The organism is Ruegeria sp. AB5, assembly GCF_056542645.1.
On record NZ_JBQGAE010000016.1, the window covers coordinates 1 to 17,329 of the forward strand.

General features: G+C 59.3%; 13 protein-coding genes. 6 read left to right on the forward strand and 7 right to left on the reverse strand.

Features of this window, described 5'->3' with window-relative positions; genetic code table 11:
• Positions 1 to 354: 354 nt before the first annotated feature.
• Complete coding sequence (katG, locus tag ACR0L4_RS19715; protein WP_480514748.1) at positions 355 to 2,556, reverse strand: catalase/peroxidase HPI; 2,202 nt, start codon at positions 2,554 to 2,556, stop codon at positions 355 to 357.
• A gap of 368 nt (positions 2,557 to 2,924) precedes the next feature.
• On the opposite strand from katG, the gene ACR0L4_RS19720 reads away from it, so the two are divergent.
• Complete coding sequence (locus tag ACR0L4_RS19720) at positions 2,925 to 4,541, forward strand: GMC family oxidoreductase (RefSeq protein ID WP_480514749.1); 1,617 nt, start codon at positions 2,925 to 2,927, stop codon at positions 4,539 to 4,541.
• Here the strand turns inward: ACR0L4_RS19720 and ACR0L4_RS19725 are convergent.
• A complete protein-coding gene (locus ACR0L4_RS19725; protein ID WP_480514750.1) occupies positions 4,538 to 5,380 on the reverse strand; it encodes an SDR family oxidoreductase in 843 nt (280 codons plus the stop codon). The genes ACR0L4_RS19720 and ACR0L4_RS19725 overlap by 4 nt on opposite strands.
• 88 nt (positions 5,381 to 5,468) lie before the next feature.
• Here ACR0L4_RS19725 and ACR0L4_RS19730 point away from each other — a divergent pair, with 88 nt between their 5' ends.
• Entirely contained in the window at positions 5,469 to 6,101 is a 633-nt protein-coding gene (locus ACR0L4_RS19730) for a class I SAM-dependent DNA methyltransferase (protein WP_480514751.1), read from the forward strand.
• A 67-nt stretch (positions 6,102 to 6,168) separates the two neighbouring features.
• On the opposite strand, the gene ACR0L4_RS19735 is transcribed toward ACR0L4_RS19730, so the two are convergent.
• The 3 genes from ACR0L4_RS19735 to ACR0L4_RS19745 are packed head-to-tail and all read right to left on the reverse strand — an operon-like array spanning position 6,169 to position 10,117.
• Positions 6,169 to 6,948 (reverse strand): carnitinyl-CoA dehydratase, encoded by a 780-nt coding sequence (locus ACR0L4_RS19735; protein WP_480514752.1) that lies wholly within the window; start codon positions 6,946 to 6,948, stop codon positions 6,169 to 6,171.
• Positions 6,945 to 8,960, reverse strand: a complete 2,016-nt coding sequence (locus ACR0L4_RS19740) for an acetate--CoA ligase family protein (protein WP_480514753.1) — start codon at positions 8,958 to 8,960, stop codon at positions 6,945 to 6,947. The genes ACR0L4_RS19735 and ACR0L4_RS19740 overlap by 4 nt, the downstream gene beginning before the upstream one ends.
• On the reverse strand, positions 8,957 to 10,117 hold the full coding sequence (locus tag ACR0L4_RS19745) for an acyl-CoA dehydrogenase family protein (protein WP_480514754.1): 1,161 nt from the start codon (positions 10,115 to 10,117) through the stop codon (positions 8,957 to 8,959). Before ACR0L4_RS19745 ends, ACR0L4_RS19740 begins: the two co-directional genes overlap by 4 nt.
• 77 nt (positions 10,118 to 10,194) lie before the next feature.
• Here ACR0L4_RS19745 and ACR0L4_RS19750 point away from each other — a divergent pair, with 77 nt between their 5' ends.
• Complete coding sequence (locus tag ACR0L4_RS19750; RefSeq protein ID WP_480514755.1) at positions 10,195 to 11,136, forward strand: GlxA family transcriptional regulator; 942 nt, start codon at positions 10,195 to 10,197, stop codon at positions 11,134 to 11,136.
• Here ACR0L4_RS19750 and ACR0L4_RS19755 read toward each other — a convergent pair.
• Both ACR0L4_RS19755 and ACR0L4_RS19760 read right to left on the reverse strand, forming a co-directional pair.
• Positions 11,133 to 12,122, reverse strand: coding sequence for a sterol desaturase family protein (locus ACR0L4_RS19755; protein WP_480514756.1), 990 nt, complete (start codon positions 12,120 to 12,122; stop codon positions 11,133 to 11,135). The two genes, ACR0L4_RS19750 and ACR0L4_RS19755, sit on opposite strands and share 4 nt — an antisense overlap.
• 21 nt (positions 12,123 to 12,143) lie before the next feature.
• Positions 12,144 to 12,899 carry a class II aldolase and adducin N-terminal domain-containing protein gene (locus tag ACR0L4_RS19760; protein ID WP_480514757.1) on the reverse strand — a complete coding sequence of 252 codons (756 nt, stop codon included), beginning with the start codon at positions 12,897 to 12,899 and terminating at the stop codon, positions 12,144 to 12,146.
• A 114-nt stretch (positions 12,900 to 13,013) separates the two neighbouring features.
• Here ACR0L4_RS19760 and ACR0L4_RS19765 point away from each other — a divergent pair, with 114 nt between their 5' ends.
• From ACR0L4_RS19765 to ACR0L4_RS19775, 3 genes are all read left to right on the forward strand, one after another.
• The gene (locus ACR0L4_RS19765) at positions 13,014 to 13,874 is read left to right on the forward strand and encodes a LysR family transcriptional regulator (RefSeq protein WP_480514758.1); all 861 of its coding nucleotides are present in this window, start codon (positions 13,014 to 13,016) and stop codon (positions 13,872 to 13,874) included.
• 146 nt (positions 13,875 to 14,020) lie between these two features.
• The gene (gene ade / locus ACR0L4_RS19770) at positions 14,021 to 15,823 is read left to right on the forward strand and encodes an adenine deaminase (RefSeq protein WP_480514759.1); all 1,803 of its coding nucleotides are present in this window, start codon (positions 14,021 to 14,023) and stop codon (positions 15,821 to 15,823) included.
• The gene (locus ACR0L4_RS19775; RefSeq protein ID WP_480514760.1) at positions 15,820 to 17,280 is read left to right on the forward strand and encodes an AMP nucleosidase; all 1,461 of its coding nucleotides are present in this window, start codon (positions 15,820 to 15,822) and stop codon (positions 17,278 to 17,280) included. Before ade ends, ACR0L4_RS19775 begins: the two co-directional genes overlap by 4 nt.
• The last annotated feature ends 49 nt before the right edge of the window (positions 17,281 to 17,329 follow it).

A 17,329-nucleotide genomic window follows, 5' to 3' on the forward strand; every position in this document is an offset into this window, starting at 1 on the left:
CTAACAACTTCCCTAAGATGCCCCCAGTCTCTCCTGAGCGTCACCGCCGCTGCCGCAGCGTCCCAGCACCTCAGCGCCGCCGGTGAAGGGGTATTTACGGATTAGGTCTGGGACCTGCAACCCCCATTTTGCAAAAACTTCAAATTTCTCGGCAGAAAGTTTCTTACCTTAATAAAAGCAACAAGTTAGCTTCATTTTACTGGCGATTTTTCCGCCTATATCCCCACGGATAGCTGCCAAAGAATAGTCATAAGCCGGAATCGTACCCAATGCTTGGTATGTAACCAGCACCAACCAACAAAAACGCCGCCCAAGTCTCCTCGGACGGCGCTGTTTCGTGAGTAGTGTAGGCCACTACTTCAGATCAAAACGATCCGCGTTCATCACCTTGTTCCAGGCTGAGACAAAGTCACAGACGAATTTGCCCTCGGCATCTGCCTGACCATAGACCTCGGCCAATGCCCGCAGTTGCGAGTTTGAACCGAAGACCAGATCGACACGGGTGCCCGTCCACTTGACCTCACCGCTCGTACGGTCACGACCTTCATAGACGCCTTTGCCCGAGGGCTTCCATTCTGTGCTCATGTCCAGAATGTTGGTGAAGAAGTCGTTGCTCAGAACCCCAACGCGATCGGTGAACACACCGTGCTTGCTGTCGCCGAAATTCGCACCCAAGACGCGCAGACCGCCCACAAGGGCCGTCATCTCGGGAGCAGACAGCGTCAGCAGCTGCGCCCGGTCGACCAGCAGCTCTTCTGGCGAGACAGTATAGTCGGCCTTCTGGTAGTTGCGGAACCCATCTGCGATTGGCTCCATCACGGCAAAGCTGTCCACATCGGTCTGCACTTGCGACGCGTCGGTCCGACCCGGGGTAAACGGCACTTCAACATCCTCACCGCCTGCTTTGGCCGCCTGTTCGATACCAACGGCACCGGCCAGAACGATCACATCGGCCAAGGACACTTTCTTGCCGCCCGATTGTGCATCGTTAAACGCGGCCTGAACGCCCGTCAGCGCGTCCAGCGCCTTGGACAATTTCATCGGCTCATTGACGTCCCAGTCTTTCTGCGGCGCAAGACGGACGCGAGCTCCATTGGCTCCGCCGCGCTTGTCCGAGCCCCGGAAGGTTGAGGCCGAGGCCCATGCCGTCGAGACCAGCTCGGACACCGAGAGACCACATGCTGCAATCTTGGCTTTCAGGTCCGCTATATCCGCATTGTCAATCAGATCGTGATCGACAGCGGGGACATTGTCCTGCCACAACAGCTCTTCGGCCGGAGCTTCCGGGCCGATATAGGCCGAGCGCGGACCCATGTCGCGGTGGGTCAGTTTGAACCACGCCCGAGCGAACGCATCGGCGAATTCCTCAGGGTTCTCGTGGAAGCGTTTCGAGATCGGGCCATAGATCGGGTCCATGCGCATCGCCATGTCTGCGGTGGTCATCATGGTCTTGACCTTTTTCGACGGATCATGCGCCGCCGGGGCCATGTCTTCTTCTTTGACATTCACCGGTTCCCAGATCCACGCACCCGACGGGCTTTTGGTCAGGTTCCAGTCATAGCCAAACAGCAGATCGAAATAGCCGTTGTCCCATTTGATCGGGTTCGCGGTCCATGCACCTTCGATGCCGCTGGTGGTGGTGTCGTCACCCTTGCCCGTGCCAAACTTGTTGATCCAGCCAAAGCCCATCTCTTCCATCGGGGCGGCCTCAGGATCCGGGCCAACCAGATCGGGGTCACCCGCGCCGTGCGCCTTGCCAAAGGTGTGACCCCCAGCGACCAGAGCAACGGTTTCCTCATCATTCATCGCCATGCGACCAAAGGTGTCGCGGATATCGCGGCCCGAGGCCAGCGCGTCCGGCTGCCCGTCCGGGCCTTCCGGGTTCACATAGATCAGGCCCATCTGCACAGCGGCCAGCGGGTTTTCCAGATCGCGCTCGCCAGAGTAACGGCTGTGCGGGTTGTCGGTCGGGGCCAGCCATTCGGTCTCGGACCCCCAATAGATGTCTTCCTCAGGGGCCCAGATGTCTTCGCGGCCACCGGCAAAACCAAAGGTCTTGCCGCCCATCGATTCGATGGCGCAGTTCCCAGCCAGAATCATAAGGTCAGCCCACGAGATTTGGTTGCCGTATTTCTGCTTGATCGGCCACAGCAGGCGACGCGCCTTGTCGAGGTTGCCGTTATCGGGCCAGCTGTTCAGAGGCGCAAAGCGCTGGTTGCCGGTCGAGGCACCGCCCCGTCCATCTGCCGTCCGGTACGTACCCGCGCTGTGCCAGGCCATCCGGATGAAAAAGCCACCGTAGTGACCGTAATCCGCGGGCCACCAATCCTGCGAATCCGTCATCAAGGCATAGAGGTCCGCCTTCAGCGCCTTCATGTCGAGCTTTTCGAACTCTTCCGCATAGTTGAACTCAGCACCAAGAGGATTCGATGCCGGCGCATGCTGGTGCAGAATCGACAGGTTCAACTGGTTCGGCCACCAGTCGCGGTTCGACCGGGTTCCGGCACCATGCATTACAGGGCATCCACCCGTTTTGGGGTTGTCACTTCCGTCCATATCGATCTCCAATCCTGGCTCAGGTCTTGCGGCTTAGCGCGGTCACTATCTGCAACGAACAAGATTACAGAAAGATGTCGGTGTGACCGTTTTCAAGACCCGCTTTCTGGAAAACGGAAACAGAAACAGACCCGGGCAACTCTGCGCTCTTGCGTTGGCGAAGACATAGCAAAACCACAGCATAAATATAAGTTTTGTTTTTTGATAATATTGATAATCAAAAGCTATCATATTGCGTGCGTGGCGGACCGCAGGGATTGTGACCTCGGGTCACTGCGCACACAGTCAGATTGTTTTTCCCGCAATTCGGTTTCAGTCTTTCCTGACGGCCAGCCCCAAGATCTGGCGCATCAACAAAGGAAAGCCGGATGGAGTTTGACTACGTTGTCGTCGGTGGCGGATCAGCCGGTTCGGTTCTCGCAAATCGCCTGAGCGAGGACCCAAATATCACGGTGTGCCTGCTTGAGGCCGGTGGCGGTGGCAATGACATAAGCATCCGCATGCCTTCGGCGGTTGTGGCGGTGCTGCCGGGGCGACCAAAGGTCAACAACTGGGCCTTCAAGACAATCCCACAGCCGGGTTTGAACGGCCGAACAGGGTATCAGCCGCGAGGCAAGGCGCTGGGTGGGTCCAGCGCGATCAACGCCATGCTTTATATCAGGGGGCAGAAACAAGACTATGACGGTTGGGCCGATCAGGGGTGCCCAGGCTGGGATTGGGACAGCGTTCTCCCCTATTTCAAGCGGGCCGAGAAAAACGAAGATGGCGCCGACGAGTTGCATGGCGACAGCGGACCCTTGCACGTCTCACATCAGAAAGAGCCACGCCCGATCACCCGCGCGTTCATCGAGGCTGCCGAGCAGATGCAACACCGCCATGTCGTAGATTTCAACCGCGGTGACAACGAAGGTGTCGGCCTTTATCAAGTCACGCAGTTTCATGATCCTGCGAAGAATGGAGAGCGGTGTTCGGCGGCTGCAGCCTATCTCTTTCCCGTTATGGACCGACCAAACCTGACGGTCATCACCCGTGCACATGCCAGCAAGCTGATCCTTGATGGCAAGCGCGCAACCGGGGTGGTCTACAAGAAGAACGCCAAAGGCGCGGATATTCACGTCATCGCAAAACGCGAGGTTCTGGTCTGCGCCGGAGCTTTGCAATCGCCACAGTTGCTGCAAGTCTCGGGAATCGGCGCAGGCGAGGACCTGTCCCAATACGGAATCGCGGTGCAGCACGACCTGCCCGGGGTTGGGAAGAACCTACAGGACCATCTGGATTTCATCCTTTCCTACAAAACCAAAGATACTGACAATTTCGGAATCGGACCCGTTGGCGCGGCACGGCTGCTGGGCCATCTCTGGCGCTGGCGTAAAACCGGTGTTTCGATGGCCGCGACCCCTTTTGCCGAAGGGGCCGCCTTTCTGAAAACCACGCCCGATCTGGATCGCCCGGACATCCAGCTGCACTTCACTATTGCTCTGGTCGATGATCATGCGCGCAAGCTGCACTATGGCTATGGGTACAGTTGCCATGTCTGCAAGCTGCGCCCAGACAGCCGGGGCACCGTCGGGCTGCACAGTGCGGATCCCTTTGCGGCGCCCGCCATCGATCCCGGATTTCTGTCGGACGACCGCGATCTGGATACGCTGATCAAGGGCGCAAAAATGATGCGCGACATTCTCGAGGCCCCGGCCTTGGCAAAGTATCGGCACAAAGAGATGTTCGGCACCGACACCGCCCAGACGGACGCGGATTGGGAACACCATATCCGCTCCCGCGCCGACACGATCTATCACCCGGTGGGCACGTGCAAAATGGGGCTGGACGAAATGGCCGTTGTCGATCCCGAACTGCGGGTACATGGCATCGACGGGCTACGCGTTGTCGATGCCTCGATCATGCCAACCCTTGTTTCCGGCAATACCAACGCTCCGACCATCATGATCGCCGAGAAAGCGGCGGATATGATCAAGGCGGCTCGCTAAGCGTTCATCAACGCCTCTAGCCCGACCCGGTAATTGGGATAGAGCAACTTCACCCCAAGCTCTTCCTTGATCCGAGTGTTTCGGACGCGTTTGTTTTCATTGTAGAAACTGCGCGCCATCGGCGTCATTTCGGCCTCGTCAAACGGAATGGCAGGCGGCAGCGGCAGCCCCTGCAACTCGGCTGCATACCCGATAACATCCTGAGGCGGCACCGGTTCATCATCACATACATTGTAAATCGCACCAGGATTGGGCGCAGCCATCGAGGCCGCAAGGACCTGCGCAATGTCATCCACATGGATACGCGAGAACACCTGCCCGGGCTTGATGATCCGCCGCGTCCCCCCGCCCTTGAGCTTGGAAAACGGGCCGCGTCCCGGACCGTAGATGCCCGCCAACCGAAAGATATGCACCGGTAGTCCGGGAATTGCTGACCATTGCTGCTCGGCCAGCAAACGCCAGCGGCCGCGTTTGGCCGTTGGCGTGGGCGGCGTGGTCTCGTCAACCCATTGGCCCTGATGATCGCCATAGACAGCCGTGGTCGACAGATACCCGACCCAGTCGAACTGCCCGGCGCGGGCCGCAATTTCTTCGCCCAGCGCGGACAGCACAGGATCGCCGTCTTCCTTTGGTGCAGTCGAAATCAAAAGATGCGTGACACCGTCCAAATCCGGCCGCCCTCCGGGCCAAACCAACGGTTCGGCGCCCGAGGCCCGGATGGCATCGGTCCCCTCCGAATCCCGCGTGGTGCCGACTACACGCCACCCATCCGGCGTCAACCAGCGTGACAGGGCCTGCGCCGAATACCCGTGGCCAAAGGAAAAAAGCGTTTGCGTCATGCCCCCTTGATGATCCGAGCGCGCCAGGGATGCAAGCGACGGATGCGCGCACTTGATTCGAATCCTTCGATGCGCCTTTCTTTTAACCATGAGCCAGAAAAAACCCGATATCCACGCCGCCTACGCGCTGAACTCGCCCGAAGACAACAAACGCCTCTACTCTGAATGGGCGGGCGACTACGATGAAAGCTTCGCCGCGCGCGAGGACTATCAATTGCATATCCACACCGCCCGCGCCTTTGTCCGGGCTGCAGGTCAAGGTCCGGTACTGGACGTGGGGGCAGGCACAGGCCTGTGCGGTGCGGTTCTGGCAGGGTTGGGTGTGGGGCCGATAGATGCCACGGATATCAGCGCCGAAATGCTGGATCAGGCCATGCGCAAGGACACCTATCGAGACGCGATCGAGGCCGACCTGACCCAGGGCATCCCCGTGCCCCGACACAGTTACTCCGGTATCGTGTCTTCAGGGACGTTCACCCATGGCCACCTTGGCCCCGAAGTTCTGCCCGTCTTGCTGCGCGTTGCCCGCCCCGGCGCGCAATTTGCCCTGTCGATCAACGCAAAACACTTCGAAAAACTCGGCTTTGCCGACGCCCTGCGCGAATTGCAGCAAGGCCGCATCATCAACGTCACCCTGCCCGAGGTCCGCATCTACGGCGACCTTGCCACAGGACCCAACAAGGACGACACCGCCTACATCGCGCTGTTCGAGCGCACGTGATCCATCCTTCATCTGGCCAAAAACGTCCCGGGGGAGGCGCGACCTGCCGCGACGGGGGCAGAGCCCCCTATCGACCCTTCCAAACCGGATCGCGCTTTTCGGCAAAGGCCCGGGCGCCCTCCAGATTGTCCTCGGACCCGTACAGCACATCCACGCTGGCCAATTGCCGTCTAGTGATCCGGTTCATCACATCCTGGAACTTGGCATCCTCGGCTTCACGCACGATCTCCTTGATCGCCGCATAGACCAAAGGCGGCCCGCTGGCCAGCAACCGTGCCAGTTCCCACGCGCGGTCCATCAACTGCCCGGCGGGCACAACTTCGTTGACCAACCCCCAGCGGTGCGCTTCTTCTGCATCGAACCAGCGCCCGGTCAAAAGCAATTCCATCGCGATATGATACGGGATGCGCTTGGGCAGCTTGACGCTGGCTGCATCGGCCACCGTGCCCGAGCGGATTTCAGGCAGGGCAAAACTGGCGCTTTCGGAGGCGATGATCATGTCGGCGCTCAGGGCCAGTTCCAAACCTCCCCCGCAGGCAATACCATTGACCGCAGCGATCACCGGCTTGTTCATGTGGCGCAGTTCCTGCAAGCCGCCGAAACCTCCGACGCCATAGTCCCCGTCCACCGCATCGCCATCTGCGGCGGCCTTCAGGTCCCAGCCGGGGCAAAAGAACTTGTCACCTCCACCGGTCAGAATTGCCACCCGCAGATCGGGATCGTCGCGAAACTCGCGGAACGTTTCCCCCATGATCCGGCTGGTGACCAGATCGATCGCGTTGGCCTTGGGGCGATCCAGAACGACTTCGAGAATTGCGCCGTCCCGGCGTGTTTTAATCGGACTCATAAACTTGCCTTTCGGATCAATGCATCCACTGCGACCGCGCCCTTGGCGGTGCAGATCAGCGGGTTAATCTCAACTTCTTCGACTGCTGCCGCATTGGCAATGACATAGTTCTGCACCGCTTCTACCGCGTCCAGTATTGCCCCCATGTCGGCCAGAGGTTTTCCCCGGTACCCGGCCAAAAGAGGAGCGCAGGCAAGGGTGCCCAATGCCTGTTGAATGGCCGACCGGGCGGACGGAATCAAAACCGATACCGTGTCGCGCAATATTTCGGTCAGCACCCCGCCGGCCCCAAGGGTCAGGACATAGCCATGCGCCGGGTCCCGGGTGACTCCGATCAGCAACTCGGCAACTGCGCCGGTCGCCATCTCCTCGATCAACACGGTATCTGTGCCAATCGAAACCGCTGTTTCAGCCAGTTTGGGCGGCGAAACCCCAAGACGCACCGCGCCGTGTTCGGATTTATGTGCCAGCCCCACGCCTTTGACCGCAAAAGGGCCCGTCAGATCTTGAGCAACCTTTTCGGCATCCGCAGCGCAAACCACATGACTGCGCGGCACGGACAGACCGAAGGCTGCAAGCTCCGCCTTGGCCTCCGCCTCGGTCAGCACATGGTCTGCGGGACTGTCCGCCGGCAGCAACACCGGGTCGGATAGAACGACCAAAGGTCGGGCGGCCGCCTCAACCGCAGAAAGGGCCTCATGCAATCCGGAAAACGGAACCACACCGCCGTCCATCAGGCGTTGGGCAATATGTTCCGGCATCAGTTCGGGCAAGGTTGCGGCCACAGCGAAAGGTCGTCCGGTCGTCGCGATACAGTTCAAAGCGGCCTGTGTCGCGCATTCCCAATCCGTCGCATCCGTATGCGGATAGTCCACAATCGCTATGGTCAGAGCCTGATTTGGCCCCGTCAGTCCCGACCACGCCCGGGTCATCGCGTCCGTATCGCGCCAGATATAGGTGTGATAGTCCAGCGGGTTTGCCAAAGCCACCATGGGTCCCAGCACCGCCCGCAGGTTGTCTCGTTGCAAGTCCGTCAAAGGCTGGAAATGCAGATTGCGGCTTTCGGCCATATCCGCGGACAGGCTGGCCTCACCACCGGAACAGCTGATCATGCCAAGGCCGGTTCCATCCAAGCGCCCGTTTACGTGCAGCAGCTTCAGACACTCCAGGAAACTTGGAATATCGTCTAGCCGCGCGATGCCCAGGCGATCCAGAAAGGCTTGTGCGCCGGCGTCCCCACCCGCCAGAGAAGCCGTATGCGAAATCGTGGCGGCCTGCGCGTGGTCTGAACGGCCCATTTTCAGTGCAACGATCGGAATACCCCGGTCACGTGCCTTTTGGGCCAGGGCCTCCCATGACCGCAAATCACCAAAACCTTCGATATGAACGCCAATTGCCGTGATCCGGTCGTCGTCCAGCAATGCCGAAGCAATCTCGGCCTGACGCGTCTGCGCCTGATTTCCACAGGTTAGCATGAACGCAAGCGGCAAGGCGCGCCGCTGCATGGTCATGTTGATCGCGATGTTCGAGCTTTGCGTCAGGATCGCCACGCCACGCTCGACCGGATGCATGCCGTGCTGGTCCGGCCAGACCGCCGCGCGGTCCAAGCCGTTGACGAACCCATAGCAATTTGGCCCGAGAATCGGCATATCCCCCGCTGCGGCGACCAGCTGCGCCTGCAGATCTGCGCCATGATCATCTTCGGCCCGCGCTTCGGTAAAGCCCGAGGCAAAACAAACCGCGCCGCCCGCGCCAACGGCGGACAAGGTCCTGACAGCCGAAATCGTCGCGTGGCGATTGATCCCCACAAAAGCTATGTCTGGTGGGCTCGGCAGCGCCTCAATGCTAGCAAAGGCCTTTTGTCCACCAACCTGCTCGGCCTTAGGGTGAACCGGCCAGATATCCCCCTGAAACCCGAATTTTCGGGCCTGGTTTATCACCTCGGCACACCAGACCCCGCCGCCGATTACAGCCATCGACGAAGGGTTCAGAAGACGCCCAAGTGGCCTCATGCGCCCAGCGCCCTCAGCAGGTCCCGGCTGATGATGTGCCGTTGAATCTCGCTGGTACCATCCCAGATGCGTTCCACGCGGGCGTCACGCCAGAACCTCTCCAACGGGTAGTCGTCCATCAACCCCATCCCGCCATGGACCTGAATCGCAGCGTCCGTCACCCGCGCCAGCATTTCCGAGGCATAAAGCTTGGCCGACGCAATCTCGCGGTTTGCGGGCAGGCCCTTGTCCAGCCGATCCGCGGCCGCCAAGGTCAGCAGATCCGCCGCGTCGATTTCGGTGATCATGTCCGCGATCTGGAAAGAAACGCCCTGAAACTTGCCGATCTTCTGCCCAAACTGTTCGCGCGTGGCCGCATAATCCAGCGCATAGTCAAAGGCCCGCCGCGCGCGGCCAACCGACATGGTGGCAACCGTGATCCGCGTGGCGTAGAGCCAGGTGTTCATCACCTCAAACCCGCCATCAACCTCACCCAGAACCTGTGAATCCGGCAGGCGGCAATCGTCAAAATCCAGAACCATGTTCTTGTAGCCACGGTGGCTGACCGACTTGTAGCCATCGCGGATCGTGAAACCCGGCGTGCCGCGATCCACCAGAAACGCGGTGATCCGCTTTTTTGGTCCTTTTGGGGTCTGATCCTCTCCGGTTGCGATGAACACGATGATGAAATCCGCGTGCTCTGCCCCCGAGATGAAATGTTTGGTTCCGTTGACCACCCAATCCCCTCCATCGCGGACGGCGGCACACTTCATCCCGCGCACATCCGATCCGGCCCCCGGTTCAGTCATGGCGAGCGCATCCATCCGCTCCCCTCGCACGGCGGGCATCAAGTAGCGCTCGACCTGCTCACCTTCGCAGGCCATCAGAATGTTCTGCGGGCGTCCGAAGAAATGGTTCAGCGCCATGGACCCACGACCCAGTTCGCGTTCGACCAATGCGAATTCCAGATGGTTCAGACCTGCACAGCCAACGCTTTCCGGAAAGTTGCAGGCATAAAAGCCCAGCTCGATCGTCTTGCGCTTGATCTCATCCGCGATCTCCTGAGGGACTTCGCCGGAGCGTTCCACCAGCTCTTCATGGGGGTAAATCTCGTTCTCGACAAAGCTGCGCACAGTCGACGCGATCATTTCCTGCTCGTCGGACAGACCATATTGCATCTGAATTCTCCACATCTGGGCCTGCGCGTATCGTGACGGGGCTTGAGAATCGTATCGTGCAGATATAGCCGTTTATCATGCGCGTATGGACTAAATCCCCCACTGCACCGCAGCAAATCGGTGTGCTTTTGTTCGACGGGTTTTCGAACCACTGCCTCGCCAACACGGTCGAGCCGCTGCGTGCCGCAAATACGCTGTCGGGGCGTGAGCTGTACAAATGGAAATTCCTGTCACTGAACAACGGACCGGTGGCATCTTCATCGGGTTTGCAGGTTGCCCCCCATGACGCGCTTCAAGCGGCAAGTGGAAACATGTTGATGGTGATGCCATCCTACGGGTTTCGGGCACATGGTGGCTGGCAAACCCTGTCCGGCCTCAGATCAGCCGCGTCACGCTATGAAACTCTGGTGGGGCTGGACACCGGCAGCTGGTTGCTGGCCCAGGCGGGGCTTCTGGATGGGTACCGTGCCACCATTCATTGGGAAGAACTGACCGGATTTACCGAACGGTTCCCCGAAGTCGACGCGGTACGCGAGAGGTTCGTGCTGGACCGAAACCGCATCACCTGTTCTGGCGCGATGGCCGCTTTTGATCTGGTTTTGCACCTGATCGGGCAGGATCAGGGTCAGGCCCTTGCCCTGGAAGTGTCGCAGCTTTTCATGACCCGCGATTCCGCGCGATCTCATGTCGGGGGCGCAGGGGCGACCAGCGGATACGTCAACAAAGCCTTGGCACTCATGCAGGAGCATCTGGAGGCTCCGCTCACTGTGTCCGAGATCGCGCGGCGAGTTGGCCGGTCCCAAAAGGCGCTTTCGGTTCGAATGCAAGCCGAGCTGGGGGCAGGTCCTGCACAGGTTTATCGGCGCCTTCGCCTGAACCTGGCCCGCAAGCTGGTCGCAGAAACAGATCTTGCCATCAGTGAAATTGCCCTGCGCGCCGGGTACGAAAACCCCAGCGCGCTGACACGAGCGTTCAGGGCCGAGTTCGGCATGGCACCACGCGCCTTGCGCACCCGCTAGGTGTACATCTGCTTTTTGTAGGCCCGCGTGCGGGTCGTCGCCTCGGCTGATCCGTCGTGATAGGTGCCGAACCACTTGTCGAACGGGATTTCCGAGGTGCCATAGTTGCATTCGAAATACCGGTGATGCAGCTGATGAAAGAAATCTCCGGCGCGCGCAGCCTCGGTCTCTCCGGCCTTGAGTTTTTCGAACCCCGAATGCGACAAGACCGGACTGACCTGCTGGAAATACGTGTGGAACAGCAGATGCAGCGGGTGCGACGGGATGATCAGGTGGATGAAATACGTGGTGAAATACAGGGCATTTTCATACCAATGGTTCGAAATCCCCGACCAAGGTCCGATGTTCACGTTGCGATGATGCACCGCGTGGACGTGCTTGTAGAGTTTCGGGTGATGCTCAATCCGATGCACCCAGTAGAAATGCAGGCCCGACCACATCGGGATAAACAGCATCCAGAGGACGAACCAGACCGGCGCGCTGGCCCATGTCACCGTCGGTACATAGTCATTGGCCATCGCCCAGTAGATAATCCACTGATAGACTGTGGCCACGGTCATGGCGCTGCCTAAGGTCCACCAGATGTTGTCCCAGACCTGATTGCGGAAGGTGAAGGTACCGTTGTCGCGGGTCAGGTCGCGGCGATCGAATTTCTTGTACATGCCCTGCCCTTTGCGCATGTACAGCCACCAATGCAGGCTGCCCGCGACCAGAATCTGGGGCACCATGTTCAGTAGCCAGATGCGGAACATCCAGCCCACCGAGAAGCTTTTCATAGTCTCTAACCCAGGGAAAAATAGCATGTACGCTGTGATGGCCAGGGCCAGGCACAGGGTCAGCGATGTGATCTGCAACCACGCGCCGCTGTACCATTTCAGCACCGCAGCCGGGCGCGGCGGCCAACTGAACAACGGATTCAATCCCACGAGGCCATCGGGATGATAATTCCAACGGGCGGCTTCCGGATCCTGAACGGTGTCTGTCATGGCGGTCCCTCCGGTTTAAGGTCAGGTCGCGTAGTCCGACCCTTCTGCATCCAGCATCGCTTTGATCTCACGCAGATACGCCTCGGCCTGGCCGGGGTAGTCATCCAGCTCTTGCGCGGTCTTCTCGGCGACCTCATCCGACAACACGCGCAACGGCTGGCCGGTTTGCAATGCGCGGATGTATGTTTCCGCGGCTCGTTCAAAATAGTAGAGTCTATTAAAGGTATCGGCGGGGTCGTCGCCGACAACGAGAACACCATGATTCCCCATGATCATGACCTTTTTCTTCGGGTCCGACAGCATCGCGGCACAGCGTTCTCCCTCGCTTTCGAAAGCCAACCCGCCGAATTCCTCATCAATGACAAAGCGGTTGTAAAACGTGGCGGTATTCTGATCGATGGGCGGCAAAGTGCTGTCGGCCAGCGAAGCCAGAACTGTCGCAAAGATCGAATGCACATGCATCACGCAGCGCGCATGGGGACAGCGGCGGTGAACAGAACCATGCAATCCCCAGGCGGTTGGGTCCGGCGCGCCGGGCTGGCGCATCACATCAGGATCATTCGCATCCAGCAACAACAGGTCCGAGGCCCGGATACGGCCGAAATACATCTGATTGGGGTTCATCAGAAACTGCGTGCCGTCCTCATTCACCGCAAGGCTGAAATGATTGGCCACGCCCTCATGCATGTTCAACCGCTCGGTCCAACGGAAGGTTGCGGCCATATCCACACGCGCGGACCAATGGTCGATATTGGGGCGAAGACTGGCAACACTCATGGGAACGCTCCTTGGATGGTTGATCTGGCCAAAAGCCTGCCTTGGGCGTCAGAGTTTGACCAACGAAAAAAACAGAGCTATCTCATTAGCTGAACTTATGCCGAGGTTATGCATATGCAGAAGTCTCTGCCACCCTTGGGTTGGCTTCGCACATTCGAAGCCGCCGCCCGCCACCTGTCCTTTACAGGCGCAGCACGCGATTTGAACATGACGCAAAGTGCGGTGAGCCAGCAGATAAAATCGCTGGAGGGGCATCTGGGGCAACCCTTGTTCCTGCGTCGCCCCAAGGCGTTGGAGCTAACCGAGGCTGGAATCACCTATCTGCCGGTCGTGCGCGAAGCGTTTCGAACGCTGGTCCGCGGCACGCAGGCAGTGACCGGAGCGCAGCAAAACGCGGTGCAGGTGCAATGCAACATCAGTTTCGCAGTGAACTGGCTGGCCCCGCGCCTGCCCGCGTTTCAAGCCAAGCACCCGGACGTGCAATTGAACATCTTCACCGAACTCTGGGAGCCCCGCGAAATGGCCGAGGGTGCGGCGGTGGAAATCCGCTTTTCGCTCAGACCGGCCGACACGGTTCGGACCGAATTGCTGCGGCAGGAATACTACTATCCCGTTTGCGCACCGGGCTTCCCGGTCACGTTGGACACATTGCAAGAACACCCCTTGTTTGACTGTTCAAACCTGCTGTCAAACTGGCCCAGCTGGGCGGAAGAACAGGGTCTAACACTGGGGAAACCTGCGATCACCTACGCAACAACCTACCTGTTTTGTCTGTCGGCGGCTATGGCGGGGGGCGGGTTGTGCCTGGCCCATGACGCGATTGCATTGCGCCTGATCGAACAGGGGTTGCTGGTCGCCCCGTTCGACCATCGCGCCCCGATGCCCGAGGCGTATTACCTGCTGCTCTCGCCTCAGGCCGAAGAAACCCCGGGCGCTGTCGCATTTGCCAATTGGATACGACGGGAAATCGGGTAGCTCCCGCTCATAGTCACTGTCCCTTTCGGGACAATTCCTCAGGTTGGGCCGAGCAGCGCTTGCGCGCTGCGGGTCGGTTTTGTGATGATTTGATGATCCGACATTACCGGGGTTGCACCTGACCACACATTCGGGAAAGTTGAGCCATGGAATACACGCCCTTCCCAACCTGGCCCGATGTCGCCCTTCGTTTGATCTCAGTTGCAGCCGGACGCGACGCCGCAGATATGGTCATTCGCGGCGGCATCTGGGTCAATGTACACAGCCGTGAGTTGCTGCCCGATCACTCGGTTGCCATTGCCGAAGGACGGATTGCCTTTGTCGGACCGGATGCCGGACATTGCATCGGACCCGAGACGCAGATCGTCGATGCTCAGGGGCGCCATATCCTGCCGGGTCTGTGCGACGCGCATATGCATATCGAATCCGGCATGTTGACCCCTGCCGAATTCGCGCGGGCGGTTATTCCGCATGGCACCACTTCGATGTTCACCGATCCGCATGAGATCGCCAATGTGCTGGGCCTGGACGGTGTGCGAATGATGCATGACGAGGCGCTGCTGCAGCCGGTGAACATCTTCACCCAAATGCCGTCCTGCGCGCCGTCGGCGCCTGGATTGGAGACAACAGGCTATGAGATCACGCCCGAAGATGTCGCGCAGGCGATGAGCTGGCCGGGCATTATCGGGCTGGGTGAGATGATGAACTTTCCCGGCGTGATCCATGGCGATCCCAAGATGCTGGCCGAAATCGCGGCCACCCAACGCGCCGGAAAGACCGTGGGCGGGCACTATGCTTCGCCCGATTTAGGGCCTGATTTCGCGGCCTATGTCGCTGGCGGACCGGCAGATGATCACGAAGGCACCTGCGAGGCCGACGCCATTGCGCGCGTGCGGCAGGGGATGCGGTCGATGATGCGGTTGGGCTCGGCCTGGTATGACGTGGAAAGCCAGATCACCGCTGTCACCGAAAAGGGTCTGGATCCGCGAAATTTCATATTGTGTACCGATGACTGCCACTCGGGCACGCTGGTTTATGAAGGGCATATGAACCGGGTCGTGCGCCACGCTATTGCCTGCGGCTGTGATCCGTTGATTGCACTACAAATGGCCACGATCAACACGGCCACTCACTTTGGGCTGGAACGCGAGATCGGCTCGGTCACGCCCGGACGCCGGGCCGACATTATCCTTAGTTCCAACCTGACCGAGTTGCCGATTGAGACGGTGATCGCCCGCGGGCAAATCGTGGCTGAAAATGGTGCGATCACTGTGGATTGCCCGCATTTGAACTGGCCCGAAAAAGCCCGCAACACAGTGCATCTGGGGCACCATTTGACCCCAACTGATTTTGAAATCAAAGCTCCGCCCGGCGCGAACCGCGTGCAGGCGAACGTCATCGGCGTCGTTGAAAATCAAGCCCCGACCAAGGCGCTCAAATCCGAGTTGCCGATCATCGGCGGACTGGTCGAGGGCGAAGGCGACGTCTGCCAGATCGCATTGGTGGAACGGCATCGCGCTACGGGGGGTGTAACCAATGCATTTGTTTCGGGCTTTGGCTATCAGGGCAAAATGGCCATGGCATCGACTGTGGCACATGACAGCCACCATATGATCGTTGTTGGCACCGACCGCGAGCAGATGGCTTTGGCTGCCAACCGTTTGGCCGAGGTCGGCGGTGGGATCACATTGTTCCGGGACGGGCAAGAGCTTGCGCTGGTCGAACTGCCCATTGCCGGATTGATGTCCGACAGTCCGGCGACCCAAGTCGCTGCCAAAGCCGAACAGATGGTTCAGGCGATGCAGGACTGCGGCTGTAAATTGAACAACGCGTATATGCAGCATTCGCTGTTGGCTCTGGTTGTCATCCCCGAGCTGCGCATCTCGGACCTCGGACTGGTGGATGTGCGCACGTTTGAAAAAATCGACCTTCTGGAACCCTTGGCATGACCACAATACAAACACCCGACCACCTTGCTCCGGAACAGTTCACCGACCCCGCAGCAGCGGTTGAACGGCTGGAGCAGCTATACGCTCAGGCAACGGAATTCCTGTGCAACGGTTTTGCTACCGCCATGCGAGATGGGGCACCTTCGGGACGGATCAGAGCCTATTACCCGGAGATTCGCATCAAAACGTCCTCGTACGCGCAAGTTGACAGCCGTCTGAGCTTTGGCCACGTCTCGGAACCCGGCATCCACGCGACCACGGTGACTCGTCCTGACCTGTTCCGCTCGTACCTGACTCAGCAGATTGCCCTGTTGATAAAGAACCATGACCAGCCAGTGACAATCGGCGCATCGGACACCCCTATTCCGGTCCATTTCGCCGTCGCGAACAACCCGGATCTGGTCGTGCCGCACCAAGGTGCAGCCGATTTCACGCTGCGCGACGTGTTTGACGTGCCCGACCTTACGACAACCAATGATGACATCGTCAACGGTGTTCAGGACCATGACGAGGTCGGGCCCCTGTCCCTGTTCACCGCCCAAAGGGTCGACTATTCGCTGGCACGGCTGGCACACTATACGGCGACAGATGCGGGGCATTTCCAGAACCACGTTCTGTTCACCAACTATCAGTTCTATGTTTCAGAGTTCGAGAATTACGCGCGCGAACAACTGGCCGATCCAAACAGCGGCTACACCAGCTTTGTCTCGACCGGGAATGTCGAGATTACCGACGCCGATGCCATTCTGGAACAGCCCCTGAAACTTCCTCAAATGCCGACCTATCACCTGAAACGCGGGGATGGCTCGGGCATTACGCTGGTCAATATCGGGGTTGGCCCGTCAAATGCCAAAACCGCGACGGACCATATCGCGGTTCTGCGGCCGCATGCCTGGCTGATGGTTGGACATTGCGCCGGATTGCGCAACACGCAGGCATTGGGAGATTTCGTTCTCGCCCACGCCTATCTGCGCGAGGACAAGGTTCTGGATGACGATCTGCCGGTCTGGGTGCCCATCCCGCCTCTGGCCGAGGTGCAAGTGGCATTGGAACGGGCCGTGGCCGAAGTCACGGAACTGGAAGGTTATGAGCTTAAGCGGATCATGCGAACGGGCACCGTCGCCTCGGTCGACAACCGCAACTGGGAGTTGCGGGATCAGTCCGGGCCGGTCCAACGCTTGAGCCAGTCGCGCGCAATTGCACTGGATATGGAAAGCGCCACGATCGCAGCCAATGGCTATCGCTTCAGGGTCCCCTATGGAACTTTGCTCTGCGTGTCGGACAAACCACTGCACGGCGAATTGAAGCTTCCCGGCATGGCCTCATCCTTTTATACAACGCAGGTCAGCCGTCATCTGGCGATCGGAATAAAGGCGATGGAGCACCTGCGCGGCATGCCTTTGGAGCGTCTGCACAGCCGGAAATTGCGCTCTTTTGACGAAACCGCCTTTCTCTGACGCAAAAAAGCAACGTTTTCCCCATATTTTTAGGGCTTTCAACGCTACT